This is a genomic window from Bradyrhizobium sp. SZCCHNS1050 (assembly GCF_032484785.1).
Lineage (GTDB): Bacteria > Pseudomonadota > Alphaproteobacteria > Rhizobiales > Xanthobacteraceae > Bradyrhizobium.
Map to the genome: position 1 here is coordinate 244,033 of NZ_JAUETR010000002.1, position 16,729 is coordinate 260,761.

The 16,729-nt window shown below is 65.0% G+C and carries 15 protein-coding genes and 1 pseudogene; 9 read left to right on the forward strand and 7 right to left on the reverse strand.

The genetic code is table 11. From position 1 onward, the window contains the following. Positions 1-145 precede the first annotated feature (145 nt). Positions 146-460 (forward strand): hypothetical protein, encoded by a 315-nt coding sequence (locus QX094_RS25535; protein ID WP_316188288.1) that lies wholly within the window; start codon positions 146-148, stop codon positions 458-460. Between the two features lie 237 nt (positions 461-697). After that, positions 698-1,027, forward strand: a complete 330-nt coding sequence (locus tag QX094_RS25540) for a hypothetical protein (RefSeq protein WP_316188289.1) — start codon at positions 698-700, stop codon at positions 1,025-1,027. 191 nt (positions 1,028-1,218) lie between these two features. Here QX094_RS25540 and uvrA read toward each other — a convergent pair whose 3' ends face one another. The 6 genes from uvrA to QX094_RS25570 all read right to left on the reverse strand — a co-directional run bounded on the left by uvrA (position 1,219) and on the right by QX094_RS25570 (position 9,133). Beyond that, positions 1,219-4,212 (reverse strand): excinuclease ABC subunit UvrA, encoded by a 2,994-nt coding sequence (uvrA, locus tag QX094_RS25545; protein WP_316188290.1) that lies wholly within the window; start codon positions 4,210-4,212, stop codon positions 1,219-1,221. Positions 4,213-4,488: 276 nt separating this feature from the next. Next, positions 4,489-5,133 carry a porin family protein gene (locus QX094_RS25550; protein WP_315827541.1) on the reverse strand — a complete coding sequence of 215 codons (645 nt, stop codon included), beginning with the start codon at positions 5,131-5,133 and terminating at the stop codon, positions 4,489-4,491. 293 nt (positions 5,134-5,426) lie between these two features. Continuing rightward, positions 5,427-6,167 carry an outer membrane protein gene (locus QX094_RS25555; protein WP_315827542.1) on the reverse strand — a complete coding sequence of 247 codons (741 nt, stop codon included), beginning with the start codon at positions 6,165-6,167 and terminating at the stop codon, positions 5,427-5,429. Between the two features lie 212 nt (positions 6,168-6,379). Then, positions 6,380-7,165, reverse strand: coding sequence for an outer membrane protein (locus tag QX094_RS25560; RefSeq protein WP_316188291.1), 786 nt, complete (start codon positions 7,163-7,165; stop codon positions 6,380-6,382). 264 nt (positions 7,166-7,429) lie between these two features. After that, positions 7,430-8,185 carry an outer membrane protein gene (locus tag QX094_RS25565; RefSeq protein WP_315827544.1) on the reverse strand — a complete coding sequence of 252 codons (756 nt, stop codon included), beginning with the start codon at positions 8,183-8,185 and terminating at the stop codon, positions 7,430-7,432. A gap of 192 nt (positions 8,186-8,377) precedes the next feature. Next, positions 8,378-9,133, reverse strand: a complete 756-nt coding sequence (locus QX094_RS25570) for an outer membrane protein (RefSeq protein ID WP_315827545.1) — start codon at positions 9,131-9,133, stop codon at positions 8,378-8,380. 462 nt (positions 9,134-9,595) lie between these two features. Between QX094_RS25570 and QX094_RS25575 the strand changes: the two genes are divergently transcribed. The 4 genes and pseudogenes from QX094_RS25575 to gyrA all read left to right on the forward strand — a co-directional run bounded on the left by QX094_RS25575 (position 9,596) and on the right by gyrA (position 14,073). Continuing rightward, entirely contained in the window at positions 9,596-10,093 is a 498-nt protein-coding gene (locus tag QX094_RS25575) for a single-stranded DNA-binding protein (RefSeq protein WP_315711764.1), read from the forward strand. A gap of 114 nt (positions 10,094-10,207) precedes the next feature. Beyond that, positions 10,208-10,840, forward strand: a complete 633-nt coding sequence (locus tag QX094_RS25580; RefSeq protein WP_315827546.1) for an HD domain-containing protein — start codon at positions 10,208-10,210, stop codon at positions 10,838-10,840. A 14-nt stretch (positions 10,841-10,854) separates the two neighbouring features. Next, a pseudogene (locus tag QX094_RS25585) lies at positions 10,855-11,158 on the forward strand (hypothetical protein). 170 nt (positions 11,159-11,328) lie between these two features. Continuing rightward, positions 11,329-14,073 carry a DNA gyrase subunit A gene (gene gyrA / locus QX094_RS25590; protein WP_316188292.1) on the forward strand — a complete coding sequence of 915 codons (2,745 nt, stop codon included), beginning with the start codon at positions 11,329-11,331 and terminating at the stop codon, positions 14,071-14,073. 104 nt (positions 14,074-14,177) lie between these two features. Here gyrA and QX094_RS25595 read toward each other — a convergent pair whose 3' ends face one another. Beyond that, positions 14,178-14,435, reverse strand: a complete 258-nt coding sequence (locus QX094_RS25595; protein WP_316165348.1) for a hypothetical protein — start codon at positions 14,433-14,435, stop codon at positions 14,178-14,180. A 293-nt stretch (positions 14,436-14,728) separates the two neighbouring features. On the opposite strand from QX094_RS25595, the gene coaD reads away from it, so the two are divergent. From coaD to QX094_RS25610, 3 genes are all read left to right on the forward strand, one after another. Then, positions 14,729-15,223, forward strand: a complete 495-nt coding sequence (gene coaD / locus QX094_RS25600) for a pantetheine-phosphate adenylyltransferase (RefSeq protein ID WP_316170188.1) — start codon at positions 14,729-14,731, stop codon at positions 15,221-15,223. A 68-nt stretch (positions 15,224-15,291) separates the two neighbouring features. After that, positions 15,292-15,855 (forward strand): peptidylprolyl isomerase, encoded by a 564-nt coding sequence (locus tag QX094_RS25605; RefSeq protein ID WP_315711771.1) that lies wholly within the window; start codon positions 15,292-15,294, stop codon positions 15,853-15,855. 308 nt (positions 15,856-16,163) lie between these two features. Beyond that, entirely contained in the window at positions 16,164-16,628 is a 465-nt protein-coding gene (locus QX094_RS25610) for a peptidylprolyl isomerase (protein WP_315799860.1), read from the forward strand. The last annotated feature ends 101 nt before the right edge of the window (positions 16,629-16,729 follow it).

Here is a 16,729-nt window from a genome sequence, read left to right on the forward strand (position 1 = left end):
TTTGCAGGGCTGGGTTCGCTCAGTCCTGCAAGGGGGGCTCCGTGCGTCGGCCAATCAACCTTTCATCACGTTTTTTGTGAGTGTGCGCTGCAGGAACGCCTTGCGCCGTGCGGTGGTTGACCCGCGCAGAAGCAAGGAGAGAGACATGCAACGCACGATCAAGATGGCCGCGCTGGCCGGAGCCACGCTGGTGATCGGCACCGCCGCGGCGTCCGCGCAGGGCTATGCCCGTTTCGGCGACTCGATGGCCTGGGTGCCGCCGGCGCAGACCTCCGATTCCGAGCCGATGTATGGCGCCGCGCCGGCGCCGGCCTACGCGCCGGGTCCGGTGGCTGGCCCAGTGGCCTGGGGCCACGGCTACAACGGCACCAACCATCCGACCCCTGGCTCGACCCAGGGCGACGTCGGTCCGTCCGGCAACAACAACGGCACGCTGACCGGCGCCTACCGGCAGTGGTAGTTGCCATCTCGCGCTGAAGTGAGTCGATCAAGCCCGCCGCTCCGACAAGAGCGGCGGGTTTGTCGTCCGAGAGGGCGCCCAGTCGCTTGCGAGGTGATGCGACCAGCATTCCGGATCATCTGATCGCGGCAACGTGAGCGCCACGTTGTGTCGCACACATGTTGTGGCGGGTGGCGGAACTGCCGGGGCATGACGATGGTTTGTTCCTCGATGAATTGGGAACAACGGAGCAAGTTCATGACACGCACGTTTGGATTGGCAGCGCTCACCGCCGTCACGCTGGTCGCCGGCACGGTCGGCGCCTCGGCCGGAGAATACGGGCCGGGCGGCTACGGCTATGGCGGCCAGGTCACCAGCACCTATGCCTACCGCGACTCCTTCGCCTGGGCGCCAGGGCCGGTCTATGAGGAAGGCTACGTCGCCGTCGCGCCGGGCCCGTATGACGGCCCGGGCTGGAGCGCCGGCTACAACGGCACAAACCACCCGACCCCAAGCTCGACCCAGGGCGACGTCGGCCCGCGCGGCAACAACAACGGCACGCGGAGCGGGTATTATCGCCAGTGGTAATCTGAGTTCGTTGCAGAAACATCGAGCCCGCCGCTCTGCAGAGAGCGGCGGGCTTTGCTGTCATGAACCGATATCGACCACATGCGTCATTGCGAGGAGCGCAGCGACGAAGCAATCCAGAGTCGCGTACGCGGCCCTGGATTGCTTCGCTTCGCTCGCAATGACGATCGATAAAAGGGAATTGAGGGCAACTACTCCGCCGCTTCGCTCGCCGCGCCGCGGCCGCGCTTCTTCGGCTTGGCCGACTTCTCCAGCACCGGCTTCAGGAACTGCCCGGTGTAGCTGCGCGGGGCCTTGACGATGTCCTCCGGCGGGCCCCAGGCGACGATCTCGCCGCCGCCGTCGCCGCCCTCGGGGCCGAGGTCGATGACCCAGTCGGCGGTCTTGATGACCTCGAGATTGTGCTCGATCACGACGACCGTGTTGCCCTGCGCGACCAGCTCGTGCAGCACCTCCAAGAGCTTCTTGACGTCGTGGAAGTGCAGGCCCGTCGTCGGCTCGTCCAGGATGTAGAGCGTGCGGCCGGTGGCGCGCTTGGACAGCTCCTTGGCGAGCTTGACGCGCTGCGCCTCGCCGCCGGACAGCGTGGTGGCCTGCTGGCCGACGTGGATGTAGTCGAGGCCGACGCGGCGCAGGGTCTCGAACGTGTCGCGTACGCGCGGCACCGCCTTGAAGAACTCGGCGGCCTCCTCGACGGTCATGTCGAGCACGTCGGCGATCGACTTGCCCTTGAACAGCACGTCGAGCGTCTCGCGGTTGTAGCGCTTGCCCTTGCAGACGTCGCAGGTGACGTAGACGTCGGGCAGGAAGTGCATCTCGATCTTGATGACGCCGTCGCCCTGGCACGCCTCGCAGCGGCCGCCCTTGACGTTGAAGGAGAACCGGCCGGGCTCGTAGCCGCGCGCCTTGGATTCCGGCAGGCCGGCGAACCATTCGCGGATCGGCGTGAACGCGCCGGTATAGGTCGCGGGGTTGGAGCGCGGCGTGCGGCCGATCGGCGACTGGTCGATGTCGATGATCTTGTCGATGTGCTCCAGGCCCTCGATGCGGTCGTGCGGCGCCGCCGCCTCGTTGGCGCCGTTGAGCTTGCGCGCGATCGCCTTGTAGAGCGTGTCGATCAGCAGCGTCGACTTGCCGCCGCCGGACACGCCTGTGATCGCGGTGAACAGGCCGAGCGGGATCTCGGCCGAGACGTTCTTGAGATTGTTGCCGCGGGCATTGACGACCTTGATGGTGCGGCGATGGTTCGGCGGCCGCCGCTCGGGCACCTCCACCTCGAGTTCGCCGGTGAGATATTTGCCGGTCAGCGACGCCGGATTGCGCATGATCTCGGCCGGCGTGCCCTCGGCGACGATGTTGCCGCCATGGGTGCCGGCGCCGGGACCGATGTCGAGCACATAGTCGGCGAGGCGAATTGCGTCCTCGTCATGTTCGACGACGATGACGGTGTTGCCGAGGTCGCGCAGCCGCTTCAGCGTGTCGAGCAGGCGGGCATTGTCGCGCTGGTGCAGGCCGATCGACGGCTCGTCGAGCACGTAGAGCACGCCGGTTAGCCCCGAGCCGATCTGCGACGCCAGGCGGATGCGCTGGCTCTCGCCGCCGGACAGCGTGCCGGAGGAGCGCGCCAGGGTCAGGTAGTTGAGGCCGACGTCGAGCAGGAAGGTGAGGCGGTCGCGGATCTCCTTGAGGATGCGGGTGGCGATCTCGGTCTGCTGCGCATTGAGCTGCTTCGGCACCTCGGCGAACCACTCGCCGGCCGCCTTGACGGAGAGGTCGCTGATCTCGCCGATGTGCTTGCCGCCGACCTTGACGCACAGCGCCTCGGGCTTCAGGCGGTAGCCGTTACAGCCGGCGCAGGGCACGTCGTTGAAGTACTTGCCGAGCTCCTCGCGCGCCCACTCGCTCTCGGTCTCGCGGAAGCGGCGCTCGATGTTGGTGATGACGCCCTCGAACGGCTTCTTGGTGTCGTAGGCGCGGACGCCGTCCTCATAGGTGAACTTGATCTCGTCGTCGCCGGAGCCGTGCAGCAGCGCGTTCTGCGTCTTCTTCGGCAGATCCTTCCACTTGGTGTCCAGCGTGAACTTGTAGAACTTGCCGAGCGCGGTCAGGGTCTGCAGGTAATAGGGCGACGACGACTTGGCCCAGGGCGCGATCGCGCCCTTGCGCAGGGTGACGTCCTTGTCGGGAATGACGAGGTCGGCATCGACGTGCTGCTCGACCCCCAGGCCGCCGCATTCCGGGCAGGCGCCGTAGGGGTTGTTGAACGAGAACAGCCGCGGCTCGATCTCGGGGATCGTGAAGCCGGAGACCGGGCAGGCGAACTTCTCCGAGAACAGGATGCGCTCGGGCCCGCTCTTATCGTGGATCTTTGCGGTTTTCTTTTTTTCCTTCTCCTCCGCCGGCGCGGCCGAGGCGGGAGCGTCCGCGAACTCGATGACGGCCAGGCCTTCGGCGAGCTTCAGCGCGGTCTCGAAGCTCTCCGCGAGGCGCTGGCCGATGTCGGGGCGCACGACGATGCGGTCGACGACGACGTCGATATCGTGCGGGAACTTCTTGTCGAGCGTCGGCGCCTCGGCGAGCTCATGGAAGGTGCCGTCGATCTTGACGCGCTGAAAGCCCTTCTTGAGATATTCGGCGAGCTCCTTCTTGTACTCGCCCTTGCGGCCGCGCACGACCGGCGCCAGCAGATAGAGGCGGGTGCCCTCGGGCATCGCCAGCACGCGGTCGACCATCTGCGAGACGGTCTGGCTTTCGATCGGCAGGCCGGTCGCCGGGGAGTAGGGCACGCCGACGCGCGCCCACAGCAGGCGCATGTAGTCGTAGATCTCGGTGACGGTGCCGACCGTCGAGCGCGGGTTCTTCGAGGTCGTCTTCTGCTCGATCGAGATCGCCGGCGACAGGCCGTCGATCTGGTCGACGTCCGGCTTCTGCATCATCTCCAGGAACTGGCGGGCATACGCCGACAGCGATTCGACGTAGCGGCGCTGGCCCTCGGCATAAATCGTATCGAAGGCGAGCGAGGATTTGCCGGAGCCGGACAGGCCGGTGAACACGACGAGCCTGTCGCGCGGGATCTCGACGTCGATGTTTTTCAGATTGTGCTCGCGGGCGCCGCGGATGGTGATGGCCCGCAGGCTCGACTGGTTGGCTTGCGCGCGCTGCTTGGCCTTGAGCACTTCATCCATGACGATCGTCCCACGGCGCAGAGTCGCGCCATCGTTGCAGGCGCGTTTCGCCGGAAGCCGGCCATCGGACGCCAGGGGGAAAAGGTATGGTCGGAACGTAGGAAGAACGGAGCTGGATTTCCAGTGCCGTCAGCGAATCATCAACAATGCGCTCAGGGAATGGCAGCGACTGGCAGGAGGCTGCCGGTTCCGTCCTGTTTTGTGCACGATCCCACAAAGAAAAAGCCTCCGCTCTTGCAGAGCGGAGGCTGTGTGCGTTGGCCCGGAGGCAAAAACTTAGAAGTGGTAGTTGATGCCGACCTGACCGGAATGCACGTTGAGGGTGCCGGTCGTGAGCGTGCCGAGGCCGGTGAAGGTGTAGCTCTCGCCACCGAAGCTCTTGTAGAGGTACTCGCCCTTCAGCGACCAGTTCGGGGCGAACATGTACTCGACGCCAGCGCCGACGGTCCAGCCGGAGTGGATCTTGCTGTCGGCAGCGGCGAAGCCGGGGGCCGTCAGCGAGATGCGGTTGTCGGCCCAGGCGTAACCACCGGTCGCGTACAGCAGGGTCGGGCCGAAGGCGTAGCCGATGCGGCCGCGGACAGTGCCCCAGTCGCGGATCTTGGACTCGGCGTTGACACCGAGCGCGCCGACGTTTGCGTTGATGTCGGCCCAAGCGGCGTCGGCCTCGAGGCCGAACACGACAGCACCCTGCTGCCAGTTGTAGCCGACGGTGCCGCCGGCGAAGCCGCCCTTCATGGCCGCGAAGTCAGCATTCTCGTTGGCGTAGCCGCCCATGGCACCGATGTAGAAGCCGGTCCAGGTCAGCACCGGCGCGGCAACCGGGGCCTTGGTGTAGGTCGGGCGTGCGGCAAGATCAGCGGCGGCAGCGGGAGCGGCCAGGGCGGCCAAGGCCACGGTCGCGAGCAGGATCTTCTTCATTCCAGTCTCCAGTTTATTTTTATTCCTCGAAGTCCGCATCGCACCGATAAGCTTACGCACGAAACAGACTCACCCGTTCAAGTTGACGAGGTTCCTATAGCCCGGTTCCGTACGGATTACCGTCACCCTGAAGACACACTCGCGCCCAAACCGCGTTTTTACGGCCAAGTTCCAGAAAGCCTATGTCGCTCAGTTACTTGGTTCCGGGTGTGGCGAGCCGGCAAGGTGGCATCAGGGCAACAAAAAAGGCCGGCTTTCGCCGGCCCTTCTCGGAACCTGTCGGTTTGCAGGCATCAGTACTTTGCGATGACCGGGCCGCCGAAGTGGTAGCTGAGGCCGGCCTTGACCGTGTGAACGGTGTCCTTCCACTCGGAGCGGTTGAGCGCCGCAGCGCTGTACTGGATCGTGCTCTTGCCGAAGTCGAGATAGTTGTACTCGAGCTTGGCCGACCAGTTCGGCGCGAACATGTATTCGGCGCCGGCGCCGACCGTATAGCCCCAGCGGGTGGTGTTCTGGCTGAAGACGTTGCCGGGCACGCCGTCATAGCGATGCTGCAACTGGCCCACCGCGGCGCCGCCGCTGACGAAGAACAGGGCGGGACCGGCGGCATAGCCGAGGCGGCCCTTGATGTCGCCGAAGCTGGTCAGCTTGGTGAAGAAGGTGTCGCCGACGCCGGCATTGACCACGGCGGAGCGGCCGTTGATGTCGGCCCAGTGATAGTCGCCTTCGAGGCCGAACACGACGTTGTCGACCTGCCAGTTGTAGCCGACCACGCCGCCGACGAAGCCGCCATTGGTGTTGTAGTTCTGGGTGCCCAGGAAGCCCGGCGCATTGAAGCGGCCGAGGAAGGTCTCCTTGCTGGTGCCCCAGCCGCCGCCGCCCTGGATGCCGGCGTAGAGGCCCGACCAGCTCAGGATCTGCGCGACCATCGGCGGCGCCTTGGTGTACGGGCGGGCCGCCATGTCGGCCGCCGACGCGGATGTGGCGGATGCGATGCCGACGAGCGCCGTCGTGATCACAAGCAACTTCTTCATCAAATTCTCCCCCGGGAGGTTGGAATGACAAGCGATGGGCAAGTCATACACAGGGCATCCCGGAGAGGCTGTAACGCGCCCGCCACAGAAATGAAAAAGCGTTATATATCATATATTTAGCACAAAAACGCCGCGACGCTGCCGGGCTGTTGACACGAAAAAGGCCGGCGCGACGGCCGGCCTTTCCGAATGCGTGCGAGCGGCGGCTTTTTTCAGTAGCGCGTGCCCATCGGCGCCCCGAATCGATAGTTCACGCGGACGGTCGCCATATCGATGTCCTGCTTGATGGTGTCGACGCGCGACAGCACGGTTGCGGTGGCGGGGAAGCTGATGTCGCGCGAGCCCATGAACAGGTGGTCGTACTCGACGGCGACCGACCAGTTCGGCGCGAAGCCGAACTCGACGCCGGTGCCGACGGTGCCGCCCCAGCGGGTCTCACTGGCGGAATCCAGCAGCGTGCCGACCGGGAAGGGCGCGGCCGCATTCGCCGTGCCGGTGTATTTGTTGTGGGTGACGGCGGCGCCGCCCTTCACGTACCAGAGCACGTTGCCCCAGGCGTAGCCGACCTGGCCGGTGAACAGGCCGATCGCATCGGTCTTGGTGGTGTTGGTGATGCCCGCGGCCAGCGCAGCCGTGCTCGCATTGGACGACTTCAGGTCGGTCCAGTTGCCCTGGGCCTCGACGCCGAACACCCAGCTCGCCGCCTGCCAGCGATAGCCGACCTGGCCGCCGATGAGGCCGCTCGAGGCATTGTGGCAGCCTTCGGACTGGGTCGGCGCGACCGCCACGCCGCCGACGCGGTTGAGCGTCCAGCAATTGTGGCTCCAGTCCGCGCCGCCATTGACGCCGAGGTAGAACCCGGCCCAGCTCGGCAGCGGCGTGACATAGGCCGGCGGTGGCGCCTTGCTGTAAGGGCGCGTCGCGAAGTCGGCCGCCGAGGCCGGCGCCAGTCCCAGCGCCGCGGCGCTTGCGGTCAAGATCAAGGTCGTCTTCTGCATTCGTCTCTCCCCAGTCCCAATACACCACGCTCCGGATCCCTCCGATCCGGGCCCACGCGAAGGTGGCCTGTGGCTGGTTGTAAGGGAGACTGCTTTCCAAACTCGTGACCGGGACGAGCCGCGTGGCGGGATGTGCCGATCGTGCTTAAGCGCGGGTAAAGACGGCGACTGCCAATGCCGACGGGGGGAGCTGTGTCACAGCGTGAGTGACGACAGGCCGGGCAAGCGCCGCCGCGTGAGATCCCGAGTGTCAGCCCTCGAGGGTCAGTGCTTGGAAACGACGGGACCGCCCCAGCGATAGTTCACGCGGACCGTCGCCATGTCGACGTCCTGGCCGACCGCATCGGTCCGGCCCGCGGCTCCAAGGGGAACACCCGAGAAGCCGAGGGTGCGGTTGCCCATGAACAGGTGCTCGTATTCGGCTGCGACCGACCAGTTCTTGGCGAAGCCGACCTCGACACCAGTCCCGACCGCAGCCCCCCAGCGCGTGGCGCTGGACACGTCGAGCACCACGCCCGTGGCCGTGGAGAGGCCGTTGTACTTCTCACCCGCGACCGCGGCGCCACCCTTCACGTACCAGAGCACGTTGTTCCAGGAATAGCCGATCTGGCCGGTGAACACGCCGATGCCGTTGATCTTGGTCTGGTTGGTCACGGCCGGGGCGAACTGGCTGGTGTTGCTGCCCTTGAGGTTGGCCCAGTTGCCTTGACCTTCGATGCCGAACACCCAGCCGCCAGCCTGCCAGCGATAGCCGATCTGGCCGCCCGCCAGCGCGCCGGTCGCATCATGGCAGCCTTCCGCGTTGGTTGCGGCCACGCCGGCAAAGCTGACCTTGTTGGTCCAGCAGGTGCGGGCCGCTGCGCCACCGGCATTCAGGCCGATATAGAAGCCACTCCAATCATAGATCGTCGTGATCATCGCAGGCGCTTTGGTGAAGGTGCGCGCGGGCAGATCGGCAGCGATGGCCGGCGCAATCCCCAGCGCCAGCGAAGTTGTCGCCCCCAGCAACAGCCTTCTCATCGCATTCCCCAAACCACGTCCGACGCCCGCACGCACGCTCTCACCAACGCCCACCCGCCGGACGTTGATAGCTCCTTCCGCCGTAAAAAGCCGTCACCCAAAGGACACAACGGCTCGGCAAGTGCCGGTTCTGGCACACAAAAAAGGCCGGCGCGAGGCCGGCCTTTCGACATATTCGCTTTTTGCGTGCAATCAGTAGCGCGACACGATCGGGCCGCCGAAGTGATAGGAGACGCCCGCCTTGACGGTGTGCACGGTGTCGCTCCACTCGGAGCGATTGGCCGGAACCGCGCTGTACTGAATCGAGCTCTTGCCGAAGTCGAGATAGTTGTATTCGACCTTGGCCGACCAGTTCGGCGCGAACATGTACTCGGCGCCGGCACCGATCGTCCAACCCCAGCGCCAGTTGTTCTGAGCGAAGCTATTGGCCGCGCCACCATTGAGCGCTGCGTCGTAGCGGTGCTGGAGATCGCCGACGGCAGCGCCGCCGCTGACAAAGAACAGCGCCGGACCCGCAGCCCAGCCGAGGCGGCCCTTGATGTCGCCGAAGCCGCGCAGCCTGGTGAAGTAGGTATCGCCGAGACCGGCGTTGACGACGCCCGACCGGCCGTTGATGTCGGCCCAGTGATAGTCGCCCTCGAGACCGAACACGATGTTGTCGACCTGCCAGTTGTAGCCGACCACACCGCCGACGAAGCCGCCGCTGGTGTCATAGTTCTGGGTGCCGGCAAAGATCGCCGTATTCGGCGCCCCGAAGAAGGTCTCGTTGCTGCGGCCCCAGCCGCCGCCGCCCTGCAGGCCGAGGTAGAAGCCGGCCCAGGTCGGAAGCGGCGCCGGCGCCATCACCGGGGCCTTCGTGTACGGGCGGGCGGCGAGATCGGCGGCTCCCGCCGGCGTCAGCGCCCCCAAAACCATCAAGCTGACAGCTCCGAGAAAAATTCGTTTCATCCCAAGTCTCCCGCGTTGGGCGTCTCCAAAATGGTCCCCGGAGACGCTCGTCTGTGAAGTTGGTGCGACCACGCTTGCGGCCCCAATCCATCCTCAAATATACGCGATTCAACCCTGGATACCGTCTCCCAAAAGCCACAGCCGAGGAGGAAGTGAGGCTGGCTAACTTGATGAAAGTTAATCCCTTTTTCGTGAATAAGGGAACTTTTTCCGGGTTCCATTGCGAGAACTTGCGGTTCCATCGAGTTCCGTGGAACTCGACGCACGGTTGTAGACATATGCGTGCGAACAAAACTGGAACAATGGCCTTCCGCCTGCTATATGTGGATAAGCAATGGACAGGGCGGGTGGACCGCGCGGCAACCGTATAGGGTCCGCCGCGAGAGGAAGGGTTAGCCACCGGACGCCGTGAGGCCGGTGTGGACGGCCGGTCCGATGATCGAGAACCGCGGGAGAGTGGTGATGGCGGGTAGTGTGAACAAGGTGATTCTGGTCGGCAACCTCGGCAAGGACCCCGAGATCCGGCGCACGCAGGATGGGCGGCCGATCGCCAATCTGAGCATTGCGACGTCGGAAACGTGGCGCGACAAGGCGACAGGCGAGCGCAAGGAAAAGACCGAGTGGCACCGCGTGGTGATCTTCAACGAAGGTCTTTGCAAGGTCGCCGAGCAGTATTTGAAGAAGGGCGCCAAGGTTTACATCGAGGGCGCGCTGCAGACCCGCAAATGGACCGATCAGAGCGGTGTCGAGAAGTACTCGACCGAGGTCGTGCTGCAGGGCTTCAACTCCACCCTGACGATGCTCGATGGCCGGGGCGGCGGTGGCGGCAGCTTCTCCGATGACATGGGTGGCGGTGATTTTGGCAGCAGCGGTCCGTCGATGGCGCCGCCGCGCCGCGCGGTTGCTTCGGCGGGCGGTGGCGGACGCAACAGCGACATGGACGACGACATTCCGTTCTGAGACGCGCGCGGACGCTGCTGATGCGAGCCGGCTTGCCCGTGTCTGGACGGCAGGCCGGCGGTCATCCGAGGGGGCCGGCCGGGGTGCTGCAAGCGATCGTGCGAGGTTGGTACGATGATGGAGGCTGTGGCAAGGACCCTCGACTTCTATCGGCTCGCCGAGGGCCTGAAGCGCGAGTTGCGCCACAGCTGGCTGTCCGACGGGCGCCGCGAGAGCGTGGCCGAGCATAGCTGGAGCATGTCTCTGCTCGCGTTGCTCGTGCACCGTCATCTCGAAAGACCGGTCGAGATCGATCGCGTGCTGAAGATGATCATCGTCCACGACCTCGTCGAGGCGCTGGTCGGAGACGTCCCCTTCTTCGAGACCGGCAGCCGAAAGGATGCCAAGGTCGCCAAGGAGCGCGAGGCGATCGAAGTCATCCGGTCGCGCTTGCCCGGGGGAGGCGGACAGGAGATATTCGACCTGTTCCACGAATTTGAGGCGAAGCTCACGGCGGAGGCCAAGTTCGCCGCGGCGCTCGATCACCTCGAGGTTCAGATGCAGCACAACCTTGCCGATCTTGGGACCTGGGAGCCCGTCGAGTACGATCTCGTCTACACCAAGATGGACGCTGTATGCGCCCATGACGCCATGCTCGTCGAACTGTGCGGGCTGGTGAAAGGCCAAGCCGAAGCCAAGATGCGTGCTGGCAGCGTGGATGTCGACGCAATCAAGGAACGTCTGCACGAGCTGCGGGCTGCAATCTAGCTCTGGGGGCTGCCATGAGCTTCGCGCCGCTGCTCGACGCCGAGCCCGCCGTCCAGCTGCACGCCGTCGCCGCAATGACGGCGTTCGCGCTCGGGCTCGTTCAGTTCGCCGCCCCGAAGGGGACCGTGCCGCATCGAACGGTCGGCTGGATCTGGGTCGCGCTCATGGAGCCCGATCCACCTGCTGTCGATCTACACGCTGGCCGTGCTGCCGCTGGCGGTGTGCATGATCATGCTGTTTTCCGGCGCCCTGGTGATCGCCGGACTGTTCACGCTGCTGCCGGGACGCATCATGCACAAGGTCGTCTTCGGGCCGTAGCCGAAACGGTTCCCGGAGCCTGCCATGGGCGGCCGCGGCAGCCGGTTAAGTGACTGGAAAGGCGAGCAGAAAAAGCGCGCTTCGGATCGCCTTGGGGGTGGCCTGCGGCACGCTCCTGCGCTATATGATTCCAAGCGATTTTCGCGTGTCAAAACCCACCGGTATCCCCTTTGTCCGATAAAGAAGATGAGAAGCCCGGCGAGCCGGGCGGACCTTCCGACATTCGTCCCGTTTCCATCCTCGACGAGATGAAACGCTCCTACCTCGATTACGCGATGAGCGTGATCGTGTCGCGAGCGCTGCCCGATGCGCGCGACGGCCTCAAGCCCGTGCACCGGCGCATCCTGTATTCGATGTACGAGCAGGGGCACACGCCCGACAAGAAATACGTCAAGTCCGCGCGCGTGGTCGGCGACGTCATCGGTAAATATCATCCGCATGGCGACCAGTCGATCTACGACGCCATGGTGCGCATGGCGCAGGACTTCTCGATGCGCGTGCCGCTGATCGACGGCCAGGGCAATTTCGGCTCCGTCGACGGCGATCCGCCGGCCGCCTACCGATACACCGAAGCGAAGCTCGCCAAGTCGGCGATCCCGCTGCTCGACGACATCGACAAGGACACTGTCGACTTCCAGCCGAACTACGACAATTCGGACAAGGAACCGTCGGTTCTTCCGGCCAAATATCCGAACCTGCTGGTCAATGGCGCCGGCGGCATCGCGGTCGGCATGGCCACCAACATCCCGCCGCACAATCTCGGCGAGGTGATCGATGCCTGCATCGCGCTGATCGACAATCCCGCGCTCACGATCGACGAGCTCATCAACATCATTCCGGGGCCGGATTTCCCGACCGGCGGCATCATTCTTGGACGCGCCGGCGTCCGCTCGGCCTATCATCTGGGCCGCGGCTCGATCATGATGCGCGGCAAGGTGACGATCGACACGATCCGCAAGGATCGCGAGGCGATCATCATCTCCGAGATTCCCTACCAGGTGAACAAGGCCACGATGGTCGAGCGCATCGCCGAATTGGTGCGCGAGAAGAAGGTCGAAGGCGTTGCCGACCTGCGCGACGAGAGCGACCGCGACGGCTACCGCGTCGTCGTCGAGCTGAAGCGCGACGCCGTGCCGGACGTCGTGCTCAACCAGCTCTACAAGTTCACGCCGCTGCAGACGAGCTTCGCCGCCAACATGCTGGCGCTCGACGGCGGCCGCCCACAGACGATGACGTTGAAGGACCTGCTGACGATCTTCGTCGCGTTCCGCGAGCGTGTCGTCACGCGCAGGACCAAGTTCCTGCTCAACAAGGCGCGCGACCGCGCCCACATCCTGGTCGGCCTCGCCGTGGCCGTGGCCAATATCGACGAGGTCATCCGGGTCATCAGGACCTCGCCCGATCCTGCGTCCGCGCGCGAGGCGTTGATGTCGCGCGACTGGCCGGCGCGCGACGTCGAGGCCATCATCACGTTGATCGACGATCCGCGTCATCGCCTCGCCGAGGACGGTACCATCCGGCTGTCGTTCGAGCAGGCCAAGGCGATTCTCGACCTGCGTCTGCAGCGCCTGACCGCGCTCGGCCGTGAAGAGATTTCCGACGAGCTCGACAAGCTCAAGGTCGAGATCAACGACTATCTCGACATCCTGCGCTCGCGGGCGCGGGTGCAGGGGATCATCAAGGACGAGCTCGCCGCGATCAAGGCGGAGTTCGGCACGCCGCGCCGCACCGTGATCGCCGAGCAGGAAGGCGAGGTCGAGGACGAGGACCTGATCCAGCGCGAGGACATGGTCGTGACCGTGTCGCATGCCGGCTACACCAAGCGCGTGCCGCTGTCGGCCTATCGGGCGCAGCGCCGCGGCGGCAAGGGCCGCTCGGGCATGCAGACGCGCGAGGAGGATTTCGTCAGCCGGCTGTTCGTGGCCTCCACGCACACGCCGGTGCTGTTCTTCTCGTCGCGCGGCCAGGTCTACAAGGAGAAGGTCTGGCGGCTGCCGATCGCGGCGCCCAACGGGCGCGGCAAGGCGCTGATCAACATCCTGCCGCTGGAGCAGGGCGAGCGCATCACCACGATCATGCCGCTGCCGGAGGATGAATCCTCCTGGGCCAATCTCGACGTGATGTTCGCCACCACCGGCGGCAACGTCCGCCGCAACAAGCTGTCGGATTTCGTCGACGTGCGCCGCTCCGGCATCATCGCGATGAAGCTCGACGAGGGCGAGGAGATCGTCAACGTGCAGATCTGCACCGAGCGCGACGACGTGCTGCTCACGGCGTCGGGCGGGCAGTGCATCCGATTCCCCGTCACCGACGTGCGCGTCTTCACCGGGCGCACCTCGATGGGTGTGCGCGGCATCGCGCTCGCCGGCGGCGACAAGGTGATTTCGCTGTCGATCCTGCGCCATGTCGAAACGACCTCGGACGAGCGTACGGCGTACTTGAAGATGCGCCGGGCGATGTCGGGCGATGCTGCCACCGAGGAGCCGGTCGAGACCGAGGGCGAGGAGGCGGCCGCTGGCGCGATCCAGCTGTCGCAGGAACGCTATGTCGAGATGTCGGCGCAGGAGCAGGTGGTGCTGACCGTCTCGGTCAATGGCTACGGCAAGCGCACCTCGTCCTACGAGTACCGCACCACCGGCCGCGGCGGCAAAGGCATCGTCGCGATGTCCGTCAACAACCGCAACGGCAAGCTCGTCGCCTCATTCCCGGTCGAGGATGGCGATCAGATCATGCTGGTGACGGACAAGGGGCAGTTGATCCGTTGCCCCGTCGACGGCATCCGCATCGCGGGACGCTCGACCCAGGGCGTCATCGTGTTCGACACCGCCGATGATGAGCATGTCGTGTCGGTGGAGCATATCGGCGAGGAGGCCGAGAACGGCAACGGGGCGAGCGAGCCGGCGAATGGCGAATAGGGAGTAGCGAATAGGGACGAATCAGGTTTCGGGCTATTCGCTATTCGCTATTCGCTATTCGCTATTCGCTATTCGCTATTCGCTATTCGCTATTCGCTCTCTCCTCACTGCGTCCGGTCGACTCCGATGATCCGCGCCTCACGAATGGTCCCCCGGGTTCCGGCGCTGCGCAGGCAGCCCGCTTCGAAGTTCGGCCAGGCCTGCTGTGAGCAGTCGCGGCCGATCGGTCGAATGTCCAGGCGGTCCGCCTTGGCGAGCGGACGCGGCACGCTGGCTTCGACCTGAGGAGCGAAGCCGGGCAGGAGGGTGATGCCGGCAGCCACCAAGCCGGCCGCTGCGACTGCAGATAGCGCTTTGATCATGACGGTCCCCTGTCTGGGCCGTTCGGCCCGTTGTTCGTTAAGGATTTGATAATCAGTTCGGGTTTCGAGACGTCTTCGCGGAACGGGCGAATTGGTTTCGTCTCGGCGCGAGCGTGTTTCGTGTCCCGAGTTCCGATGAAACAATCGCGGTAGCCGACCACAGTTCCGGCTCCCCGGTGTCGCAACCCATTTCATTGCGGTGCGGTCTCTCGGCCGCTCTTTGCCCATCACAGCCACGCCAGCGGGCCTGACGGCGGCTTGCCGGCCTGTTCCGGGCGGTATAGGACGGGCGCATGCAACGCATTGCGCTCTATCCGGGCTCGTTCGATCCCGTCACCAACGGCCATCTCGATGTGGTCCGGCAGGCCGTTCATCTCTGCGATCGCCTGATCGTCGCGGTCGGCGTGCATCACGGCAAGAAGCCGCTGTTCTCGACCGAGGAGCGGCTGGCGATGGCGCACGAGATCTTCGGTCCCGTCGCAGCCGCGGCGGGCTGCGGCTTCGAGGCTTCGACCTACGACAATCTGACCGTCACCGCCGCGCAAGAGGCCGGTGCGATCATGATGATCCGGGGCCTGCGCGACGGCACCGATTTCGACTACGAGATGCAGTTGGCCGGCATGAACCAGACCATGGCACCGCAGGTCCAGACGGTGTTCGTTCCAGCCTCGGTGGGTGTCCGTCCGATCGCGGCCACGCTGGTTCGCCAGATCGCCGCCATGGGCGGCGAGATCTCGCATTTCGTGCCGCCGTCGGTGGCCGAAAGTCTCAAGGCCAAGTTCAAGTGATCCTTCGGGCACCGGCCGCTTCCGGCGGTGCCTTCCTCTCCTCATCGTCTCATGTCATCGGAGTTGCCATGATCCGCGCTCTCGCCTTCGTCTTTGCTCTCGTGTTCGCATTGCCGGCGCTGGCCCAGTCGCTGCCTGCCGGCCTCGACAAGCAGAATGCCCTGGTCATCGACACCACCAAGGGCCGCATCATCATCAAGCTGCGCACCGATCTGGCGCCACAGCATGCCGAGCGACTGAAGACGCTGGCGCGCGAAGGCTTCTACAACAACGTGCCGTTCCACCGCGTCATGGACGGCTTCATGGCGCAGACCGGCGACGGCCAGAACTTCAATGGCACCGGCGGCTCGAAGTACCCGAACCTGAAGCAGGAGTTTTCGAGCACGCCGTTCAAGCGCGGCACCGTCGGCATGGCGCGTCGGGGCGATAGCGTCGATTCTGCCAACTCGCAGTTCTTCATCTGCTTCGGCGATGCGTCCTTCCTCAACGGCCAATACACCGTGATCGGCGAGGTCGTGCAGGGCATGGACGTCGTCGACAAGCTCAAGAAGGCGCCTCCGGGCTCGTCGGGCGGTGCCGTCACCGATCCGGACAAGATGGTGAAGGTTCAGGTCGCCTCGGACATCAAGTAGGCAGGCAGAGCGGGGGCATGCCCGGGTCTCGCGCCCGGGTTCCCCCGGGCCTTAAGGAACCTTTTGCCACGTCGCGGAGGCATGCCGATTCTGCCGCCCCGTCACATCGACAGGGCCGGTGGCTTCAGCTTTAAGCGCATTGGGTCTATTCTGGGCCAGCATCTCTGGGCCAGCATCGCGGGCCTCGTCGTGCTCGGATTGCCGTCAGGAGGGGTGACGGCCGCAAATGGGAAGGCGCCGCGACATTTCAGACCCAGGATTTGCTTTGTCCTGACCCCCGTCAATTCTACAAAAACCGAGAGACCAGAATGGCTGTGACCGAAAATACCTTGATCCTCGAGACCACTCAGGGCCCCGTCACGATCGAGATGCGTCCCGATCTCGCGCCCGGCCATGTCGCGCGCATCAAGGAGCTCGTCCGCGAGGGCTTCTACGACGGCATCGTCTTCCACCGCGTCATCGACGGCTTCATGGCGCAGACCGGCTGCCCGCAGGGCACTGGCACCGGCGGCTCCGGCAAGAAGCTGAAGGCCGAGTTCAACGCCGAGCCGCATGTTCGTGGCACCGCCTCGATGGCGCGTGCGGCCAATCCTGATTCTGGCGACAGCCAGTTCTTCATCTGCTTCGACGACGCCCGCTTCCTGGACAAGCAGTACACGGTCTGGGGCAAGGTCACCGAGGGCATGGAGAACGTCGACAAGATCAAGCGCGGCGAGCCGGTGCAGAACCCGGACAAGATCGTGAAGGCCTACATGGCCGCCGACGCGGCTTAGACTTTGCGATCCTCACGGTGAGGCGCGTGCGCAGCACGCGTCTCGCACCATGAGGCAGACAGTCGGGCCTTCATCCTTCGCGACGCGTGCTGTCGCACGCT

Coding starts and splice junctions, on each gene's coding strand:
- QX094_RS25535 (WP_316188288.1), top strand. CDS start 146: ATGCAACGCACGATCAAGATGGCCGCGCTGGCCGGAGCCACGCTGGTG.
- QX094_RS25540 (WP_316188289.1), top strand. CDS start 698: ATGACACGCACGTTTGGATTGGCAGCGCTCACCGCCGTCACGCTGGTC.
- uvrA (WP_316188290.1), bottom strand. CDS start 4,212: ATGGATGAAGTGCTCAAGGCCAAGCAGCGCGCGCAAGCCAACCAGTCG.
- QX094_RS25550 (WP_315827541.1), bottom strand. CDS start 5,133: ATGAAGAAGATCCTGCTCGCGACCGTGGCCTTGGCCGCCCTGGCCGCT.
- QX094_RS25555 (WP_315827542.1), bottom strand. CDS start 6,167: ATGAAGAAGTTGCTTGTGATCACGACGGCGCTCGTCGGCATCGCATCC.
- QX094_RS25560 (WP_316188291.1), bottom strand. CDS start 7,165: ATGCAGAAGACGACCTTGATCTTGACCGCAAGCGCCGCGGCGCTGGGA.
- QX094_RS25565 (WP_315827544.1), bottom strand. CDS start 8,185: ATGAGAAGGCTGTTGCTGGGGGCGACAACTTCGCTGGCGCTGGGGATT.
- QX094_RS25570 (WP_315827545.1), bottom strand. CDS start 9,133: ATGAAACGAATTTTTCTCGGAGCTGTCAGCTTGATGGTTTTGGGGGCG.
- QX094_RS25575 (WP_315711764.1), top strand. CDS start 9,596: ATGGCGGGTAGTGTGAACAAGGTGATTCTGGTCGGCAACCTCGGCAAG.
- QX094_RS25580 (WP_315827546.1), top strand. CDS start 10,208: ATGATGGAGGCTGTGGCAAGGACCCTCGACTTCTATCGGCTCGCCGAG.
- QX094_RS25595 (WP_316165348.1), bottom strand. CDS start 14,435: ATGATCAAAGCGCTATCTGCAGTCGCAGCGGCCGGCTTGGTGGCTGCC.
- coaD (WP_316170188.1), top strand. CDS start 14,729: ATGCAACGCATTGCGCTCTATCCGGGCTCGTTCGATCCCGTCACCAAC.
- QX094_RS25605 (WP_315711771.1), top strand. CDS start 15,292: ATGATCCGCGCTCTCGCCTTCGTCTTTGCTCTCGTGTTCGCATTGCCG.
- QX094_RS25610 (WP_315799860.1), top strand. CDS start 16,164: ATGGCTGTGACCGAAAATACCTTGATCCTCGAGACCACTCAGGGCCCC.